This is a genomic window from Bradyrhizobium sp. USDA 336, assembly GCF_044908355.1.
Classification (GTDB): Bacteria; Pseudomonadota; Alphaproteobacteria; order Rhizobiales; family Xanthobacteraceae; genus Bradyrhizobium; species Bradyrhizobium yuanmingense.
Map to the genome: position 1 here is coordinate 8,087,244 of NZ_JBIYDC010000002.1, position 16,679 is coordinate 8,103,922.

Genomic DNA, 16,679 nt, shown 5'->3' on the forward strand with positions numbered 1-16,679 from the left:
CTCAGCAAATGAAGGTGATGACATTGGTCGGAACGCGGCCAGAGCTCATCAAGATGAGCCGCGTCATTGCGGAATTCGACGCTCAGCTTGATCATGTTCTGGTCCATTCGGGACAGAACTATGATTTCGAGCTGAACCAGATCTTCTTCGATGAACTTGGAATCCGCAAGCCCAATCACTTTCTGGGAGTGAACAACGAAACGCCTGCCAGGGCGATAGCGGATGTCATCGCGAAAACCGACGACGTCCTGAACACGGAAAAACCGGATGCTCTGTTGCTATACGGCGACACGAATACCTGTCTGGCTGTCATTGCCGCGAAACGGAAGCAGATTCCCGTCTTCCATATGGAAGCCGGGAACAGATGCTTCGACCAGCGGGTGCCGGAGGAGTTGAACCGGAAGGTGCTGGATCATCTTAGCGACGTAAATCTCGTGCTCACGGAGCACGCGCGTCGCTACCTGCTCGCAGAGGGGATCCGGCCGGAGACTATTATGAAGACCGGCTCCCACATGCAGGAGGTGCTTCAGTTTTACATGCCGAAGATCGAGGCGTCCGATGTTCTGACGCGACTTGGCCTGGACGAGCGAAAATTCTTCCTCGTGAGCATTCACCGCGAAGAAAACGTCGATAGCGTCGAACATTTGCGCGACATCCTGGGCACGTTACGGGATTTGTCGACTACCTATGGATACCCCGTCCTGGTTTCCACGCATCCTCGGACCCGCAAGCGGCTCGATGCGCTCGGGCAGATGGAAATGGATGATCGGATCGTGTTCGCGAAACCGTTCGGGTTTATCGATTACATTCGTCTTCAAATGGGTGCACTGTGTGTACTCTCCGACAGTGGTACCATCACTGAGGAGGCATCGCTCCTCAACCTTCCAGCGATAACAATTCGCAATGCACACGAGAGACCCGAAGGCATGGACGTGGGGACGCTCGTCATGAGCGGGCTGAAGAGCCGGCGCGTCTTGGAGGCGGTGCAGGTCGTCATCAATCATCACCAAACAAGCTCCCGGACATTCAAGACAGTGCCGGACTACGAAACCGGGCCGGTCTCAAAGCAGGTGCTTCGCATCGTGTTGAGCTATGTCGACTACGTCAACAGAACCGTCTGGCACAAAGCTTCAGGCGGAGGATAACGTTGTCAGGTCCCGACGATGCTCTCTAGTATGATATTGGCCGCTGGCAGGCTGCGCTTGCTAGACGCTGGCGCGATTGTTTTGATTTGTTGAGGAATCGCGGAGGCTATGACGCAGCCAAAACAGAACCACTCAATGCTCGGTCGAGCTGCCCGAAAGTTGTGGGTATTTAAAGAGCTGTATGCACAGATCGGTGTGCTCCAAGACCAAGTTGCGGCCTCGACCGGCCGTGAAGCCCAAGCCTTGCGGGAATTGGAAAGCATCCGGAGCGAACTGGCAGCATCATCCGGCCGTGAAGCCCAAGCCTTGCGGGAATTGGAAAGCGTCCGGAGCGAACTGGCTGCATCGTCCGCCCGTGAAGCCCAAGCCTCGCAGGAATTGGAAAGCATCCGGAGTGAACTTGCAGCTTCGTCCGCCCGTGAAGCCCAAGTCTCACGGGAATTGAAAAGCATCCGAAGTGAACTTGCAGCTTCGTCCGCCCGTGAAGCCCAAGCCTCGCAGGAATTGGAAAGCATCCGGAGTGAACTGGCAGCTTCGTCCGCACGTGAGTCCCAAAGTTCACGGGAATTGGAAAGCGCCAAGGGTCAGCTTGCCGCCTCAAACGAGCGAGCCGATAGTCTCGCTCGTAGCTTAGCAGATGTCGCTCGACTCCAGGAACATGTCGCGGAGCTCAGCGCGCATATCCACGAACATCTCCCTACGCTCGGCAATCTTCTCCTGGGCCGTTTCGCGGAAGCTCAGGCGGTATTTACCAGCCAAATGCCGCTATTAACCGCAAACCTTGTTGCCCTTCGCAGTGGACAAGATGAGCATTTCCGGAGCCTTCGCAACCGGCTAAACGGATCGGTTGCTGGAGCCGGCATGGCGGCGGCGGATCGTTTTCTCGACCTTTTGGAAGCCTCGCTGACGGGCACGCTGCACCCGGATGTCTCACAGGCCCCCTGGGCGAAAGATGTCTTCGACCCCGCGCGCCGGGCGGTTGGACGAGACTGGCCGTCGCGGGCCGAGACGATGATCGGCACGGCGCGAATGCGAAACTTGCGGGTCCTAACGCAGCGTGCGCTCCAAGAAAGCGTGCCAGGCGATCTTATCGAGACTGGGGTTTGGCGTGGGGGCGCGTGCATCTACATGAGGGGCATTCTGGCAGCGGCCGGAGACACAAGCCGCCGGGTATTTGTCGCAGATAGCTTTCGCGGCCTACCTGCTCCTGACGAAGCCGCCTACCCCGCGGACGCCGGCGACCAGCACCACACGTTCGCGCAGCTCGCCGTCTCGCGCGCAGAAGTCGAGGCCAATTTTCGTCGGTACGCGTTGCTGGACGAACAAGTCGTGTTCTTGGAGGGATGGTTCAAGGACACCTTGCCAACCGCCCCCATCGAAAAATTGGCCGTTCTGCGGCTCGATGGCGACATGTACGAAAGCACGATCAATACCCTCAGCGCACTCTACGGGAAAGTGTCTCCAGGCGGATTCGTGATTGTCGACGATTACATCCTCAAGGCCTGCGCCCAGGCCGTGGATGACTTCCGAGCTCGTTATGGAATTGTAGCACCTATGCACGAAGTCGACGGCGCGGCAATTTGGTGGCAGGTGCCAAAGGATTCGTCTGCCGAATCTCCGGCCAATCTCGGCGGTGAGGCATGAACCGCAACGTTCCCAAGGAAAGCCTGCCGGTGGCCGGAAAACGTCCATCACGATTGCCGAAACTCGCCGTGGTCACCACGGCTGCGCCTCCGTCTGCGAGTGGACAAGCGAGAGTTCTGGAGCATCTCATGGTACCTGCAAGAGTTGCTCCTCCGGTCTACCTCACGGATCAACTTCAAGCGCTCGAGGCCGATGGCCACCGCTTCGGCAGCTATCATTCGCTTGGTGCTCCCCGCCATCAATTGATATCTCGCGCACCCGTAGCGTTGCGGAAATTAAACAATTATGGTGGGTTGCTGCGCAGCGCGATGTCGAGAACGAAGGAAATTACGTCGATCCTGCGGGACGAGCCGGTCGATGCGATCGTGGGCTGCACGGCCAGTCCGTTCGACCTTCCCGCAGCTTACTTTGCGTCGCGGCGGCTCAAGGTGCCCTTCGTCGCCTATCTGTTCGATGACCCCATCTTTCAGTGGGAGCCAGGCATCTACCGGTGGCTAGCGCGTTTTTGGGAGCCGATATGGGGCCGCGGCGCCGGCGCCATAATCGCCCCGAACGAAGTCCTGGCGAACGACGTGCGCGCGCGTCTTCCGGCGGCGAAGATCTATATTGTGAGAAATCCCGTAGACCCTGCGGCCTTCTCCAATGAGCCCACCGGCATACCGCAGGATGAGCCGGAACGACACGCCGGACGGCCCTGCCGTTTACTGTACACGGGATCAGTGTATTCGGCGCAGGCGAGCGCCTTTCGCAATCTGAACGCGGCGCTTAACCGGTTGGCGGGCCGCTTCGAACTCCACGTCTACACCTCTCAGCCCATTACTGCGCTGGCCGCAAGCGGCCTTGACGGCCCCTATGTGCACCATCATGCACATACTTCCCAGTCGACCGCGCTGTCGTTGCAACGAAATGCGGACGTCCTTTTTCTACCGCTGTCATTCGACTCCGCGATTCCCGAGGCGATCCTATCATCTTCGCCCGCCAAACTCGGAGAGTATCTCGCCGCCGGCACTCCTATCCTGGTTCATGCGCCTACCGGGTCCTTTGCGACCGAGCTCCTGCGGAAGGCTAACGCCGCCCTGATTGTCGACACCTCCGATCCAGATCGGCTGGTCGCGGCGTTGACCACGATTTCCAACGATCGCAAACTTAGGCACGGTCTCACCGAGAACGCAGCACTCCTTGCCGAGGAATTCCACGTGGAGCGGGCGCGAGATGCGTTTTGTTCAGTCATCTCGTCGTTGGATCGCTGAATGACCGTGCGCCGCAAGATACTCTTTGTAGCGATGCACAATAGCCCGCACACCGCGCGATGGATCGATATCGCGACGGATCTGGGTTATGACCTCCATATTTTTCCGCTCGAGCCGAGCACTCCACATCACAAGCTGCGGGATTTGACGCTTCACGTTCCGGTCCTGGACGAACCGCCAAAAGAGGCCGTGAAGGAAGCCCGCCGGAAAGGTATCCGTTCTCGCGTCCTCAACTTCCTGCGTCTCCTGCGATCCGACCCAGCATATGCCTTGAACCGCATCAAGCAAGCAATGTTGATGAGTCCGACAGCGGAAGTTATCGACGTTGAGCCGCCGCCCTTTGACACCACAAGTTCGGGCGTGAAAATTCGACACTTGTCGACTTTTCAGACTATCGGCGCCATTGCCGATGTCACGGAAACCGTTCGCCTCGGACGCGATGACGAGAGTAATCAAACCACACTGCGCATTCATGGTCCTGACGTGCTTGCCTCTCTCATCAGCAAGCTCAAGCCGGATTTGATCCACTCGATGGAGTTTCAACATTCGGCCTATCTCGTGCTCGCTGCGCGCGATCGTATCAAAGGTCCGTTTCCTCGCTGGCTCGCGACTAACTGGGGCAGCGATATCTTTTTATTCGGCCGGCAACCCGACCATGCGCGGCAGATCCGGCGGGTGTGCGAAGCTATCGATCTCTACTCCTGCGAATGCCATCGCGACCTCGCACTTGGACGGGAATTCGGATATCGCGGACCGGACCTGCCGGTTCTGCCGAATTCCGGCGGCATGGACATCAACCATGTCCTGTCGCTCCGTGATCCAGAGCCCCCCTCGAGGCGCAAGCTGATCATGGTCAAGGGTTATGATCATTTTGCCGGGCGCGCGATGGTGTCGCTTGCGGTGCTCGAGCGCTTTGCCGAGCAGCTGAAGGATCACACGATCGTTCTGTTCTCGGTCAGTGCAAAACCACGCGTCCGCGCGCTAGAACTTGCCGAGGCGGGAATCCTCAATATCAAGGTGATCGATTGGGCCACGCATGACGACATCCTGCGACATTTCGGCCAGGCGCGGATATATCTCGGGATCAGCATCTCTGACGCTATTTCGACGTCGGTGCTGGAAGCAATGGTGATGGGAGCGTTTCCGATCCAGACCAATACCTCGTGCTGTGAGGAATGGTTTGTTCACGAAAAGACCGGCTTTGCCATCCCGCCGGACGATTTTGAGAAGATATGCGAGCGCTTCGCAACCGCCTTGACCGACGACAATCTGGTTGACGCTGCTGCTATCGAGAATTTCGAAATCATAAAATCGAGACTGGCGGTCGAAGTGCTACGTCCGAAAATGGATGAGTTCTACCGACGGGCATTTGCCCAATGATTGCGAACTGCGTGTTGGTGTTCAAAGCATGAAGGTACTTCAGCTTAATTCATCCGACCTGATCGGAAGTCGTTTTAACGGCTTCGACGTTCGCCACTTACTCGCGGCCGACGGGATCGAAACGCATCATCTAGTCTGGAACAAGCTGAGCGACAGCAACGCCTCGAGCAAGTTTTTTAGAATTCCTCGCAGTCGCGACCTGACGAAAATGTTAGGAAGAATCGAGCGGGCGTATTCCATTCACTCGCGCCTCCAACTTCAATCGTTCACGCTGCCGCTGCATCGTGCGTTTCGCGAAGCAGACGTGGTTCACTATCACATCATTCACGATGGCTATTTCGGACTTGATGCGCTGCCCTGGCTCAGCCGGCTCAAGCCGAGTATCTGGACTTGGCACGATCCCTGGCCGATGACGGGGCACTGCATCTATCCGCTGGGCTGCGAAAGGTGGAGAATCGGCTGTGGGGAATGTCCGAGGCTGGACCTCGTGTTCGAGATGCGCCGCGATCGCACGGCCCAGGATTTTGAGTGGAAACAGCGGCTGATCCACAAGAGCGACATCGATGTTGTGGTTGCATCCGAGCATATGCGGCGGATGGTGCAATCATCGCCGATCGGTCGGGCCATCCGGCTGCATTGCATTCCCTTCGGCATCGACCTGCAGAAATTCTGTCCAGGCGATGGCGCCGCCGCGCGAGCGCGCCTCGGGGTGCTGCCAAACCGGTTGGTGATAGGCGTGAGGGCTTTCCCCGACAGTCCATACAAAGGCTTTGACTTCTTCCTACAAGCCCTTCGCCGTCTGGGAGAAATCAATGTCCCGCTCTGTATCGTAGCGACCCACGCCAAGGAAAAGCTCAACGAATTCATCGGAACGCATCAGATCATCGATTTGGGATGGACAAACGACGAGGCGTTGATTCTCGACACCTTCAAGGCTGCCGATTTTTTCGTCATGCCGTCGACCGCGGAAGCGTTCGGCATGATGGCGATTGAGGCGATGGCGTGCGGGAAAGCGGTAATCGTATTTGACGGCACCTCCCTGCCCGAAGTCGCCCGGGCTCCTGATGTCGGTATATCGGTCCCGATGGGGGATATCGATGGCCTCGCCGCGGCCATACGCCGCCTTGCCGCCGATGAAGCGGAAAGACGTGCGCGAGGATCGGCGGGGCGGACCACCGCCGAAGATTTGTACGGCGATCGACTATTTGCCTGGCGGCTGGCCGGACTGTACCGGTCCGTGGCCGACAAGCATGCCTTGAACAGTCCCAGCGAGGCTGCGTCACAATGAAGACGCTACTGCTCACCGACATACCGCCCTCCAGCAACCTCACGGCCGGGATTGTCACAGCGCAAATGTGCCGGTTCGTCCCCGCCGGAGAATTGGCGATTTTTTGCGTGCAAAACCGCCATCTGAGCCCGGAGCCTTATCCGGACCTGGCTGATCTCCCGATACGCTTTGTGGTCAAACCTAACGAACTCAGCTGTCGCAGCATTCGGGGGATTTCGGTTGGATCGGTTGGCGCGACGGCAATCGAGACGTTCCGCCGCCGGACCAGGATTTCGCCGCTGGTGCGGCAGGCTGTCGCCTACGGCAAAGAACAGAACGTCTCATCCCTCTGGGTCATCCTTCAGGGCCAAACCATGGTCCGAATGGCCGCTGGGGTTGCAGACGGACTCGGCGTTCCGCTCCGCGCCCAGATTTGGGATCCGCTGGATTGGTGGCTCCGGGCTCACGGTGTCGATCGTTTCAACCGCAGATGGGATCTCGCCGCCTTCGACCGAACGATGCGAGCAGCGACCGCCTGTGCTGCCGCCTCGTGGGCCATGGCCGGGCAATACGAAGAGCTCTATGGGACACCGAGCCAGGCCATCATTGCCTCGCTCGATCGGTCTATCGCGCGACGGCCAGAGCTGGCATTGCGAACCACCGGCGAACTGGTGATCGGAATGGCTGGCCAATTTTATGCCAATGAAGAATGGCTTGCGCTCGTGAGGGCGCTCGAACTCGCTCGTTGGCAAGTGGCCGGCCGTCGAGTAACCGTTCGCGTATTCGGGCATCAGCGCCCGATAGCCATACCAGACGATCATCTTGATTTTCTTGGTTGGCAATCGCAGGCGAAATCCGTGGAGCTATTGTCGGATTCGTGCGACATTCTCTACTGCCCGTACCCCTATGCGACTTCGATGGCCGACGTCGCCAAACTCAGTTTCCCATCCAAAATCCCAACCTACCTCGCCGCGGGCAGACCAATCCTTTTCCACGGGCCGGACTATGCAGGTCCTGCGCAATACCTGAAATCGACGGGCGCCGGGTTCATTTGCCAGTCCATGGACCCCGACGCCGTATATGATGGCTTGATGCATTTGGTCGAGGATGCCCAGCTCTATGCGCATCTCGCCCTTTCTGCTCAGGAATCCTTCATGGCGGACTTTACCCTCGAACGCATGGAAGCCGGCGTGCGCCAGTTTCTTGGGTATCAAAAGCGGGACGTATGCCTTGAGTAGACATCAGATCGAAGTTGGGGCAGCTGCGCGCCAGTTGGGGATTTCCATGCAGAAGGTTCACGTGACTGGAATTTCCAGGATGCTCGGAGGCCCCACCTCTCGTTCAGCGCGTCGTCGTGTTTTCGACCGACAAGATGCCATGGGCATGAGCAATGCGTTCATGGAAAAGCCGATGGCTGTCAAAGCAACCTCACTCGCACTCGACACGGACACGATCCTGTGTGCCAATCGCTACGGAAAAGTCATGGCCTCCCGCGGGTACGTGATCGCTTCTTTTGTGACGCACGCGAAGGCCGGCCCTTCGATCACGCCAACCGATCGGACGACACCTCCGAAAGCACGGAATTGCTCGATGTCCACCGCGTGGAAAACGGTCTTTTGAACCTGGATTTCGCCCAGGACGAACTCTCCCGGAAAAGTTGAACCTCAACAATGCAGCACCATCCAGCCTCGCTCGCCGAACTCGTCAAAGCACTGGGACGTCACCGCGTCCTTATCTTTCGTCTCGCGGCGCGGGAGTTCACACAGCGGTTTCGCGGCAGCATGCTCGGCGGCACCTGGGCGGTGCTGATGCCGCTGTTCACGGCGGCGGTGTATACCTTCGTTTTCAGCAAGGTGTTCCAGGCGCGCTGGCCAGGCATGTCTGACGGACCGTTCGACTTCGCCGTCATCTGTCTGACCGGAATGGTGGTCCATACGATATTCGCCGAGGCAGTGGCGCGCGCTCCTGCTCTTGTGCTTGGAAACGCAAGCTACGTCACAAAGGTGGTGTTCCCGCTCGAGATATTGCCAGTCGTTACCGTCCTTACGGCGCTCGTGAACGCAGGCATCGGCATCGCCATCGTCCTCATCGGCAACCTTCTGCTGAATGGAAAGATCTACTTCACTGTTCTGATGCTGCCGCTTGTGATCGCTCCTTATCTGCTGTTTGTGATCGGCTTGGTGTTCTTCTTTGCAGCCGCGGGCGTCTATCTACGCGACCTTTCGCAACTTGTCTCCTTGCTCATCACCGTGACGTTGTTCCTGACGCCGATCTTCTTTCCGATCGAGGCGATTCCAGAATCGTTCAGAGGCGTCATCCTACTCAATCCGCTCACCTTCGTGGTGCAACAAGCGCGCGACGTCACGATTTTCGGCCGGTGGCCGGATTTCGTCGGACTTACGATTTACAGTCTGGCGGCGCTGGCAGCGCTTGCATGCGGATTTTGGATTTTTCAGAGGTTAAGAAACGGATTCGCCGATGTCCTCTAACCTGGCCATTGCGGCCAAAGGCCTCTCAAAGGCGTATCTAATCTATTCCCAGCCCACCGATCGTCTGCTGCAGGGCGTAGTGCCACGTCTGCAACGGTATGTCCGCCCGGTGGCGCGCTGCTTCGGCGCTGAACTCGGCGAGAAGACCTATTTCAGTCGTCACTGGGCATTGCAGGAGCTCGACTTCAAAGTAGCCCGCGGTGAGACTGTAGGCGTGATCGGCCGCAACGGATCGGGCAAGTCGACGCTGTTGCAATTAGTATGTGGCACCTTGACTCCGACGGCCGGCGACGTTCAGGTCAAAGGAAGGGTCGCGGCGCTTTTGGAACTAGGGTCGGGTTTCAATCCGGAATATACGGGCCGCGAGAACGTGATTCTGAACGCCTCGGTGCTCGGACTGTCCCAGGAGGAGACTAGGGCACGAATGGACGACATCGTCGCTTTCGCAGATATCGGCGGCTTCGTGGACCAGCCGGTCAAGACATATTCCAGTGGCATGGCGATGCGGTTGGCGTTCGCCGTGATCGCCCATGTCGACGCCGATATTCTTATCATCGATGAGGCGCTGGCCGTCGGTGACGCCTATTTCCAGCAAAAATGCCTGCGCTGGCTGCGGCAATTCCGAGAGACCGGCACGGTTCTGTTTTGCGGTCACGACACCGGCGCCGTGATGAGTCTCTGCCAGCGCGCCCTCTGGCTCGACAAAGGACGACTGCAAATGGAGGGCACCGCCAAGGATGTCTGTGAGGCATATGCCGCGGCGATCCAGGCCCAGGCGATGGGTTTGCCGGAAAATGTTGTTCGATTGGCGCGCCCCCGCCCTCGTAAAGTCGCGGCCAGTCAGAACCAAACCTCCGACAAGGGGGCAGGGTCCTTGGCAATGCCTCCTGCTAAGGAAGGCGAGGCGGCCAGGAGGCCTCGGCCGCCTGCACCACAGGCGGAGCCGCCTATCTTTGACGTCCGCGAGGAGAGCAGCTCTTTCGGCAGCGGGCTTGCCGAAATTGTCGAAACAACGATGACGGCTCCGGACGGCACGCCACTGTCCTGGATCGAGGGCGGCGAGGCAATCGCGATAACCATTCGGATCAAGATCGCCGCGGATATGGAAAGTCCCATCGTCGGCTTTCATGTCAAAGATCGCCTCGGCCAACCATTGTTCGGGGACAACACATTTTTGAGCTATGCCGACCAAGGATTGGTTTTTCGGCAAGGACAGCAGGTCGCGGCCCGCTTCGTGTTCGTTCTCCCTAACCTCGCATCCGGACGCTACTCCGTGACGACGGCCATCGCCTCCGGCACTCTCGACGTCCATGTGCAGCACCATTGGCAACACGACGCGCTGCTGTTCGACGTGCACTCGCGGCACCGTAACGGCGTTATGGTCGCGATACCTATGCAAGAAATGGAACTCAAGATAATCGAGACAAATCTGCGCGATTGAGTAGTCTATGAGCGCGCCTCGAAACGGACGCGGCTGACGCAACCTGACGCTTCTCTTAGCTGCTCACTCGTTAGAAAAATATCCGCGCCTCACTCGGCTTAGAGAGTCGCGAGCCCCGTCATCGCGCTGGCATACGAATTCTAGCCAAGTAAGAATCCGCTCCCGATCGGCGCCAGCAGAAGACACGCTGCTGTCGTTCGGTCGGGCCCGCTACTGAAATTGCTGGATGGCGCCAACATCTCGTGAACGTGGGCAACCTAAATCTGAAATTTCTGAAATCATGACTCGCGACAGCCCAATCTTAGCCGCGACGCCTTGTTGGATGTGCGCTGCGCGAGATGCGGTCGGCAAATCCGGATCGACGCACATAAGCCAAGAACTCGCAACTCACTGCGCCTGAGTTGCCTGCGATCGTTCCGCGGTTTTGCGAAGAACCGGATTGCTGGTTTGAATACGTAACACTTCTCCGCCTGCTACTCCAACCGCCAGAACGTAGAGCCAGCCCTCGTACGTATCCATCAGATGAGAGTTGAAGACCGAGCTTGCGATATTTTGCGCTGTCGCCAGCAAGCCGATCCAAGCGGCCGGGCCGCTGATGCGGAAGAGCCGTAGATGGGCTATCCACATTGTCCAAAGAATTATGATTCCGATGCTGCCCCACTGGACGGCAGCGGCAAGCGTCTGATTATGAGGATTTCTGACAACAACGGCCGATACCCCTGCCTGGCCGATCGCATCTTGCTGGAAGAGACCTCGGATCGAACCGGTCCCATGGCCGATTAAGGGCGCCATTTCAAAAAAACGCAATGACTTGCGCCAAAATTCAAGTCTCATGGCTGCCGAAGGCTCGTTCACTCCTATTGGAGCATCCGGCTGCACAGCCAACTCCGCGAAAATCGTAGAGACTTTTCGATGGAGGTTTGGAGATATCTGCCATACCCCCCCGCAAATGATCGCCGCAACGATCAGTCCTGCAACGAGTTGCCTTCGATTTACGTACCGCACCATCAACAGAACCAACATGATGGGGATGTAAAAGAATGCAGTCCGAGCGACGTTGACGAAGGCTAGGTTAGCGAAGAATAGGCTAGCGGTCGCTCCGAGGGCCGCAGCTGAATAGCGGTTTTTTCGAGACGCGGCCTCGAACGCGAGACCTGCCAAGGCAATCGCAACGAACGCAAATCCCTGACTTTGGTCGATATAGTTTCTCACCGGAACGCCCGCGTAACCAACTTTTTCAACAATGGCCAACGAGGGCACTGCGTATGCTAGGAAGGAATACCCCAGCAAAATGACGTTCGATCCGATAAAGGCGACGAATATGCATGTCGCCCGTCTACTGTACTGGAAGTGCAGCAACAGGAGCGGGAGCAGCAGCAGCTTGATCATCTTGTCGAGAGCGCCGAGCCGCTCTGACCAAGGTACCCCGGTTGCCCAGGCGGTTCCGATGACGGCAAGCATTACGAGCGCAACCGGCAGGGCTCCGGCAGGCTGACTTACGGCTGTAAGCAACCGCTCCCTCCCGATCATCGGCCAAATGAGAAAGAGAATGGCGGTCCCAAGTATGCTGGTTGCCGTGGTCGACCAAGGCAATGCCGCCGCAAGGCCCAGCACCGCGACGTCAACGTTGCGACTTCGTAGAGCTTCCGCGCGGGCCAGCTCAGGACCGCTCCAGGTGGTACACGCGAGGCACGCTTCAGTCGCAAACCGGGATGTGGCGGTGTCGAGCTTGAGAGCTAGCAACGTGAGCATCGGAAGAAGCAAGTTCTGGTCCTAGATGGGAGCTGAGCGGCGTCCCCCCGCTGTTTGGTCGCTGATGACCTGCAGCCGGCGAAGTCTATGCCGGCAGTTCACTGCATATCAAAAATGAAAAGTGTAACCGGCAACTGATAGTATCAAACGGCACTTAAACCAAACTAGGGGATAAGCCCAAGCTAATTATCGATCTACGTCAGCCTCTATGTCTTCGAAGATTGAGTATGGGGCGTTCAATGCGCAAGGTGGAGAAGCCGTACAACGGAAGCTGAACAATGTTGCGACTTTTGCGGCCGGCTTGGGGCAAGGAGAAGAATGAAGGGACAGGATGCAGAATCACCAAGTACTGCACTCATCCGAGGCGGCCCTCAAAACTCATGGGATCACCCCGGAAGGGGAAGCACATCGGTGCAATGGAATGCGCGGCGCAACAACAGAAATCCGGCGCATGACGCGTGCTACGGCAGCGGTCTCGTTGCGCATGTGCATCCTGCAAAGCAGCCATCGCAAGCGGGGACTCAGCCCCCCATTTTGGCTTGATGTCCTGCATTACGAGTTGCCCATCTTCATTCTTTAAATGTGCTCCACCGACAACGCAGGCGCCCATCTATCGGAGCGGTGAGGCTAGACTCGCGATGGCGTCTGGATCGAGCTTTTTTTGTGTCCGACATGCAGTATTTGTGCGCTGTGTCGCGTTTGGCGCGGAAAAGATGATTGGCGATCCAAGGTTGCGGCGATCCTAGTGCTGCCGGCGATACGATCGTCGCGCAACAGCCTTGCGGCAGCTCGCGTCATCGAACGCCTTATCCACACAGGAGTGACGGGTTGGCGGGCTGCCCAGCACCCAGGCGTCGTCGCAATGCAACGACAGCATCAGCGTCCCGGCGGCGACAGCTGAGATAAAAAGCGAGTCATTCTCGTGCGACATCCTTGACGAGTGTATCCGGTAGCGCTACCCCGGGTTGCATGAAGGCCGGTTGCCGCAATCTTGAGATCGAAGCGCTGCGAGCATTCGCGGTGCTCTTCGTCATTCTTGAGCATATCAACACGCTGCTGTCATGGCGGCAGGGCAATTTCGAGCAATATTTCGACTTTTACGGTGGCGTCGATCTGTTCTTCTGCATCTCCGGTTTCGTGATCACCTCGGCTTTTGCCAGCGAGATGAGTGCCGCGATCGCCGCCAAACCGCGCAGCTATTGGCGAGCTGCGGTCCCGTTCTGGATCAGGCGCATCTTCCGGATCTGGCCGCTCTCGTGGATCGTGTTTCTGGTCACAGCGCTGCTGATGCTGCACCTCAACGACTGGAGCGATATCGTCCTGCGGGGCATGACCGGCGATTTGGCTGCCATAGTTCTCAACCTTCAGAACATCCATGTCGCAGCCTGCATTGATTCCACCAATCCCTACTGTGGTTCATTCTTCGGGATCTATTGGAGCCTGTCGCTGGAAGAGCAGTTCTACCTGGTTTTTCCATTTTTATTTTTGTTGCCGCGGCGCCTGGTAATGCTCGGCCTAGTCGGCCTGGTCGTGGTGTTTGCCCTGCTTCCGAGAACGACGCTAGTGTGGATGACGCGGCTCGACGCGATCGCGCTCGGTGTTCTGCTCGCACTATGCAGGCAACATTGGCTTTACGAACGACTCAGGCCGACGGCGCTTCGCAGCCCCGTGATGCGCACGGCGACGCTATCTTGCCTGCTGCTAGCCCTCTGCATTATCCCGGCGATGCATATCAAGTTTTTCCCGACGGTCGTCAGCGGTTTGGCGCTGGTCCTCGTGTTTCTCGCGTCCTACAGCGACGGATATCTGATCGGGCCGAGCTCCGTGCGTCGCGCGCTGGTCTGGGTCGGCGAACGCTCGTTCGCTATCTACCTGCTCCACAACACGGTCTTCTGGCTGGTGGCTGCGCTATATCGCGGAGCTTTTCCAGGCTCTCCCGCCGGGCCCTCCGAGACGATACCGTTCCTCTTGGCCGCCACCATCCTGCTCGGCGTCTCGGCTGATATCAGCTTCCGGTGCATTGAGACGCCGCTTCGACGGCTCGGCAAGCGGCTTGCGACGGCGGTCGGGACTCATCGCCGTCGATGGCGACAACCCGGCAAGCCGGCCGAACCGTCGATCACCGGAACGGAGCTTCCCGTTCGGCCAATTTCGGCTCGAGCCGCCAACCGCGATATCGCAGCTCGCACATGATTGGACGTAATCGTAGCCTGGACGGGCTTCGCGGCGTCGCGGTGCTCCTGACCTTCCTTGTGCACTATTGTGGGACCTACATGGCGACGTTCCGCGGCGCCAATCCCAATGTCGTGCCGCTTGCGGGCTGGAGCGAGCCGTTCGATAAGGCGATGTACTGGCTATTTCATTCGCACCACGGCGTCTACATTTTCTTCGTGTTGAGCGGATTCCTGATTGCCAAGATCGCGAACCGCCGCGACTTCGCCTATCCGCAGTTCGTGCGAAACCGTCTGGTGCGGATTTATCCCGCCTTCCTGCTGACAATGGCGGTGTGCGTGTTGACTGGGCCGTTTCTTCACATTCCGTTTCCGAGCTGGGGCGATCTCGCCTTCAATCTCCTCTTCCTAAACGGCGTTCCAGCGCTGGGCGTAACCGGCGTCGTGTTCAACAACGTCACATGGTCCCTGTTCTATGAAATGGCCTTCTATCTCAGCCTACCGCTTTTGCTGGCGAGCGGGCGTGCGCTCCGTGTACCGGCGCTCGCGACAACCGTTCTCGCCGGTGTGGTGATGGCCTACGTGCCAGGACTTGCCGGCATGTACTTCGAATTTTTCGTGTTCCTGTTTGCTGGCGCGGCGGTCGGCCTGTTGTCGCAGGCCAGCGTTCGCGGCATCGCGGCGACGTTCCCGGACGGGATCGTGGTGCTGCTCTATTGCATCCCGACCGGACTAATGACGGCGGGATATCTGACCACCTCACAGTTCGTCTGGCTGTTCGCCGGGGTGGGCATCTTGATGCTGTGCAAGGCTAGCGCCGGCGAGGGCTGGCTCGCCCGCTCTCTGTCATGGTCGCCACTGGTTGCGCTCGGACGGATATCCTATTCGTTCTACCTGCTGCATTCGGTGGCGCTGGCCGCGGTGTTTGCGCTGTGGTGGCGGCTTGCGAGTCCCCCGCTTGGGGATGTGTTCAATGTCGTGTATCTGGGCGTCCTCGGTTTTGCCGGCGCGGCGGCGTTAGGTTGGGCCTCGTTCGTGCTCGCCGAGCGGTTCTACTTCCGAATGCGCGACCATTAACAATGGGCATTCCGCATCAGTCAGCTCAGTTGCCTACTGAATGGCGGAGAAGGGGCGCATAGCAGCGTTCAAAAAACCGCCATAAGCGATTTGAACTTTTTTCACCGCCCGACGCCGCCGTTTCTGTGCTTTTTCGATCGCAGGCTACCTCGCACTCCTTGCTGTGGTGTCGTTCCGGCGGTAATCGGCGGCTATATCGTACTACAGAGGGGTATCGGCGGACTTTGGCGCGCCCGACGCGATTCGAACATTTAGCCTCCATCTTTTGAAGGAGGCGCACTATCCAGCTGAGCTACGGGAGCATCCCTTCGATGGCTAACGGACTTGGCCATCAACTAAGCAACCTCTGATCCGCGGCCATAGTGCTGGACTACGACCTTCTTTCCTCTTGTTCGCTACTACTGTCCCAAAACTGTTTGCGCGGATGCTCACTGAGTTTCTGCGGACATCGAGCAGTGCGTTCAAGTCACTGTTTTTGCAGGTCTTTTACCGCCTCATTCTTAACAGAGTGTCCTTAATATCAGCCTTCAGAGGGCAATGGTCTAACTAAGCGGCCAAGCGTGGGATTGCCGCTTCCATCAATCGCAAGAATCGGGTGTTGCGTGCCCCCGCAACCACCGGTGCTTACGATAGCAAGCCATCCAGAGCCCCGGCTTCCGAAAGGAAGTCGGGGTTTTTCGTGCCCGCCGCAAAGTAAGGATCGCGGCTAGGTCCCCGCGCAATATGATCGCGAGCTGTTCGCCATCGGGGACGAGTGTCACCCGATCGACCAACGTGCGGCAAACCTCCGCCGCTTCGGCTCTCTCGCCTTCACTTGGCAGGCTCTAGACCCATGACTGGGCTAGGCAAGGATGGCTCGGGTAGGCTGAGCGCCGAACGGGACGCTTACCTGGTACCGAGAGAGTTGCCGATACGGTGAAGAAAACCAGGGCCGACATCGACAAGGCTGAGCGCTGAGTTCAGTCCATCGCCGATGGAGGGCCAGCACTCGTGTGAGGGCGGGTCAACATCCGCCCTCACTTACTCGGTCTTTAAACCGCGTGCCACAACTACACGCTGTGCT

The 16,679-nt window shown here is 58.1% G+C and carries 12 protein-coding genes; 11 read left to right on the top strand and 1 reads right to left on the bottom strand.

Features of this window, described 5'->3' with window-relative positions:
• The first annotated feature begins 8 nt into the window (after window positions 1–8).
• The 9 genes from wecB (at window position 9) to ABIA45_RS38530 (ending at window position 10,616) form a co-directional block, all read left to right on the top strand.
• The gene (wecB, locus tag ABIA45_RS38490) at window positions 9–1,145 is read left to right on the top strand and encodes a non-hydrolyzing UDP-N-acetylglucosamine 2-epimerase (protein ID WP_225174639.1); all 1,137 of its coding nucleotides are present in this window, start codon (window positions 9–11) and stop codon (window positions 1,143–1,145) included.
• Window positions 1,146–1,253: 108 nt separating this feature from the next.
• Complete coding sequence (locus ABIA45_RS38495; RefSeq protein ID WP_404655514.1) at window positions 1,254–2,789, top strand: TylF/MycF/NovP-related O-methyltransferase; 1,536 nt, start codon at window positions 1,254–1,256, stop codon at window positions 2,787–2,789.
• Entirely contained in the window at window positions 2,786–4,039 is a 1,254-nt protein-coding gene (locus ABIA45_RS38500; protein ID WP_225174641.1) for a glycosyltransferase, read from the top strand. Before ABIA45_RS38495 ends, ABIA45_RS38500 begins: the two co-directional genes overlap by 4 nt.
• Entirely contained in the window at window positions 4,040–5,419 is a 1,380-nt protein-coding gene (locus tag ABIA45_RS38505; RefSeq protein WP_225174642.1) for a glycosyltransferase, read from the top strand.
• The gene (locus ABIA45_RS38510) at window positions 5,388–6,707 is read left to right on the top strand and encodes a glycosyltransferase (RefSeq protein WP_404655516.1); all 1,320 of its coding nucleotides are present in this window, start codon (window positions 5,388–5,390) and stop codon (window positions 6,705–6,707) included. The genes ABIA45_RS38505 and ABIA45_RS38510 overlap by 32 nt, the downstream gene beginning before the upstream one ends.
• Window positions 6,704–7,924 carry a hypothetical protein gene (locus ABIA45_RS38515; protein WP_225174644.1) on the top strand — a complete coding sequence of 407 codons (1,221 nt, stop codon included), beginning with the start codon at window positions 6,704–6,706 and terminating at the stop codon, window positions 7,922–7,924. The genes ABIA45_RS38510 and ABIA45_RS38515 overlap by 4 nt, the downstream gene beginning before the upstream one ends.
• Window positions 7,925–7,970: 46 nt before the next feature.
• Entirely contained in the window at window positions 7,971–8,306 is a 336-nt protein-coding gene (locus tag ABIA45_RS38520) for a polysaccharide biosynthesis protein (protein WP_404655517.1), read from the top strand.
• Between the two features lie 50 nt (window positions 8,307–8,356).
• Window positions 8,357–9,175: an ABC transporter permease gene (locus ABIA45_RS38525; RefSeq protein ID WP_225174646.1), complete on the top strand. Its 819-nt coding sequence runs from the start codon at window positions 8,357–8,359 to the stop codon at window positions 9,173–9,175.
• Complete coding sequence (locus tag ABIA45_RS38530; protein WP_404655518.1) at window positions 9,165–10,616, top strand: ABC transporter ATP-binding protein; 1,452 nt, start codon at window positions 9,165–9,167, stop codon at window positions 10,614–10,616. Before ABIA45_RS38525 ends, ABIA45_RS38530 begins: the two co-directional genes overlap by 11 nt.
• Window positions 10,617–11,003: 387 nt before the next feature.
• Here the strand turns inward: ABIA45_RS38530 and ABIA45_RS38535 are convergent, their stop codons facing one another.
• The gene (locus tag ABIA45_RS38535) at window positions 11,004–12,380 is read right to left on the bottom strand and encodes an O-antigen ligase (RefSeq protein ID WP_225174700.1); all 1,377 of its coding nucleotides are present in this window, start codon (window positions 12,378–12,380) and stop codon (window positions 11,004–11,006) included.
• Window positions 12,381–13,337: 957 nt separating this feature from the next.
• On the opposite strand from ABIA45_RS38535, the gene ABIA45_RS38540 reads away from it, so the two are divergent.
• Together ABIA45_RS38540 and ABIA45_RS38545 are read left to right on the top strand one after the other, a co-directional pair.
• On the top strand, window positions 13,338–14,561 hold the full coding sequence (locus ABIA45_RS38540) for an acyltransferase family protein (RefSeq protein ID WP_404655520.1): 1,224 nt from the start codon (window positions 13,338–13,340) through the stop codon (window positions 14,559–14,561).
• Window positions 14,558–15,616 (top strand): acyltransferase family protein, encoded by a 1,059-nt coding sequence (locus ABIA45_RS38545; protein ID WP_404655521.1) that lies wholly within the window; start codon window positions 14,558–14,560, stop codon window positions 15,614–15,616. The genes ABIA45_RS38540 and ABIA45_RS38545 overlap by 4 nt, the downstream gene beginning before the upstream one ends.
• Window positions 15,617–16,679: the final 1,063 nt, after the last annotated feature.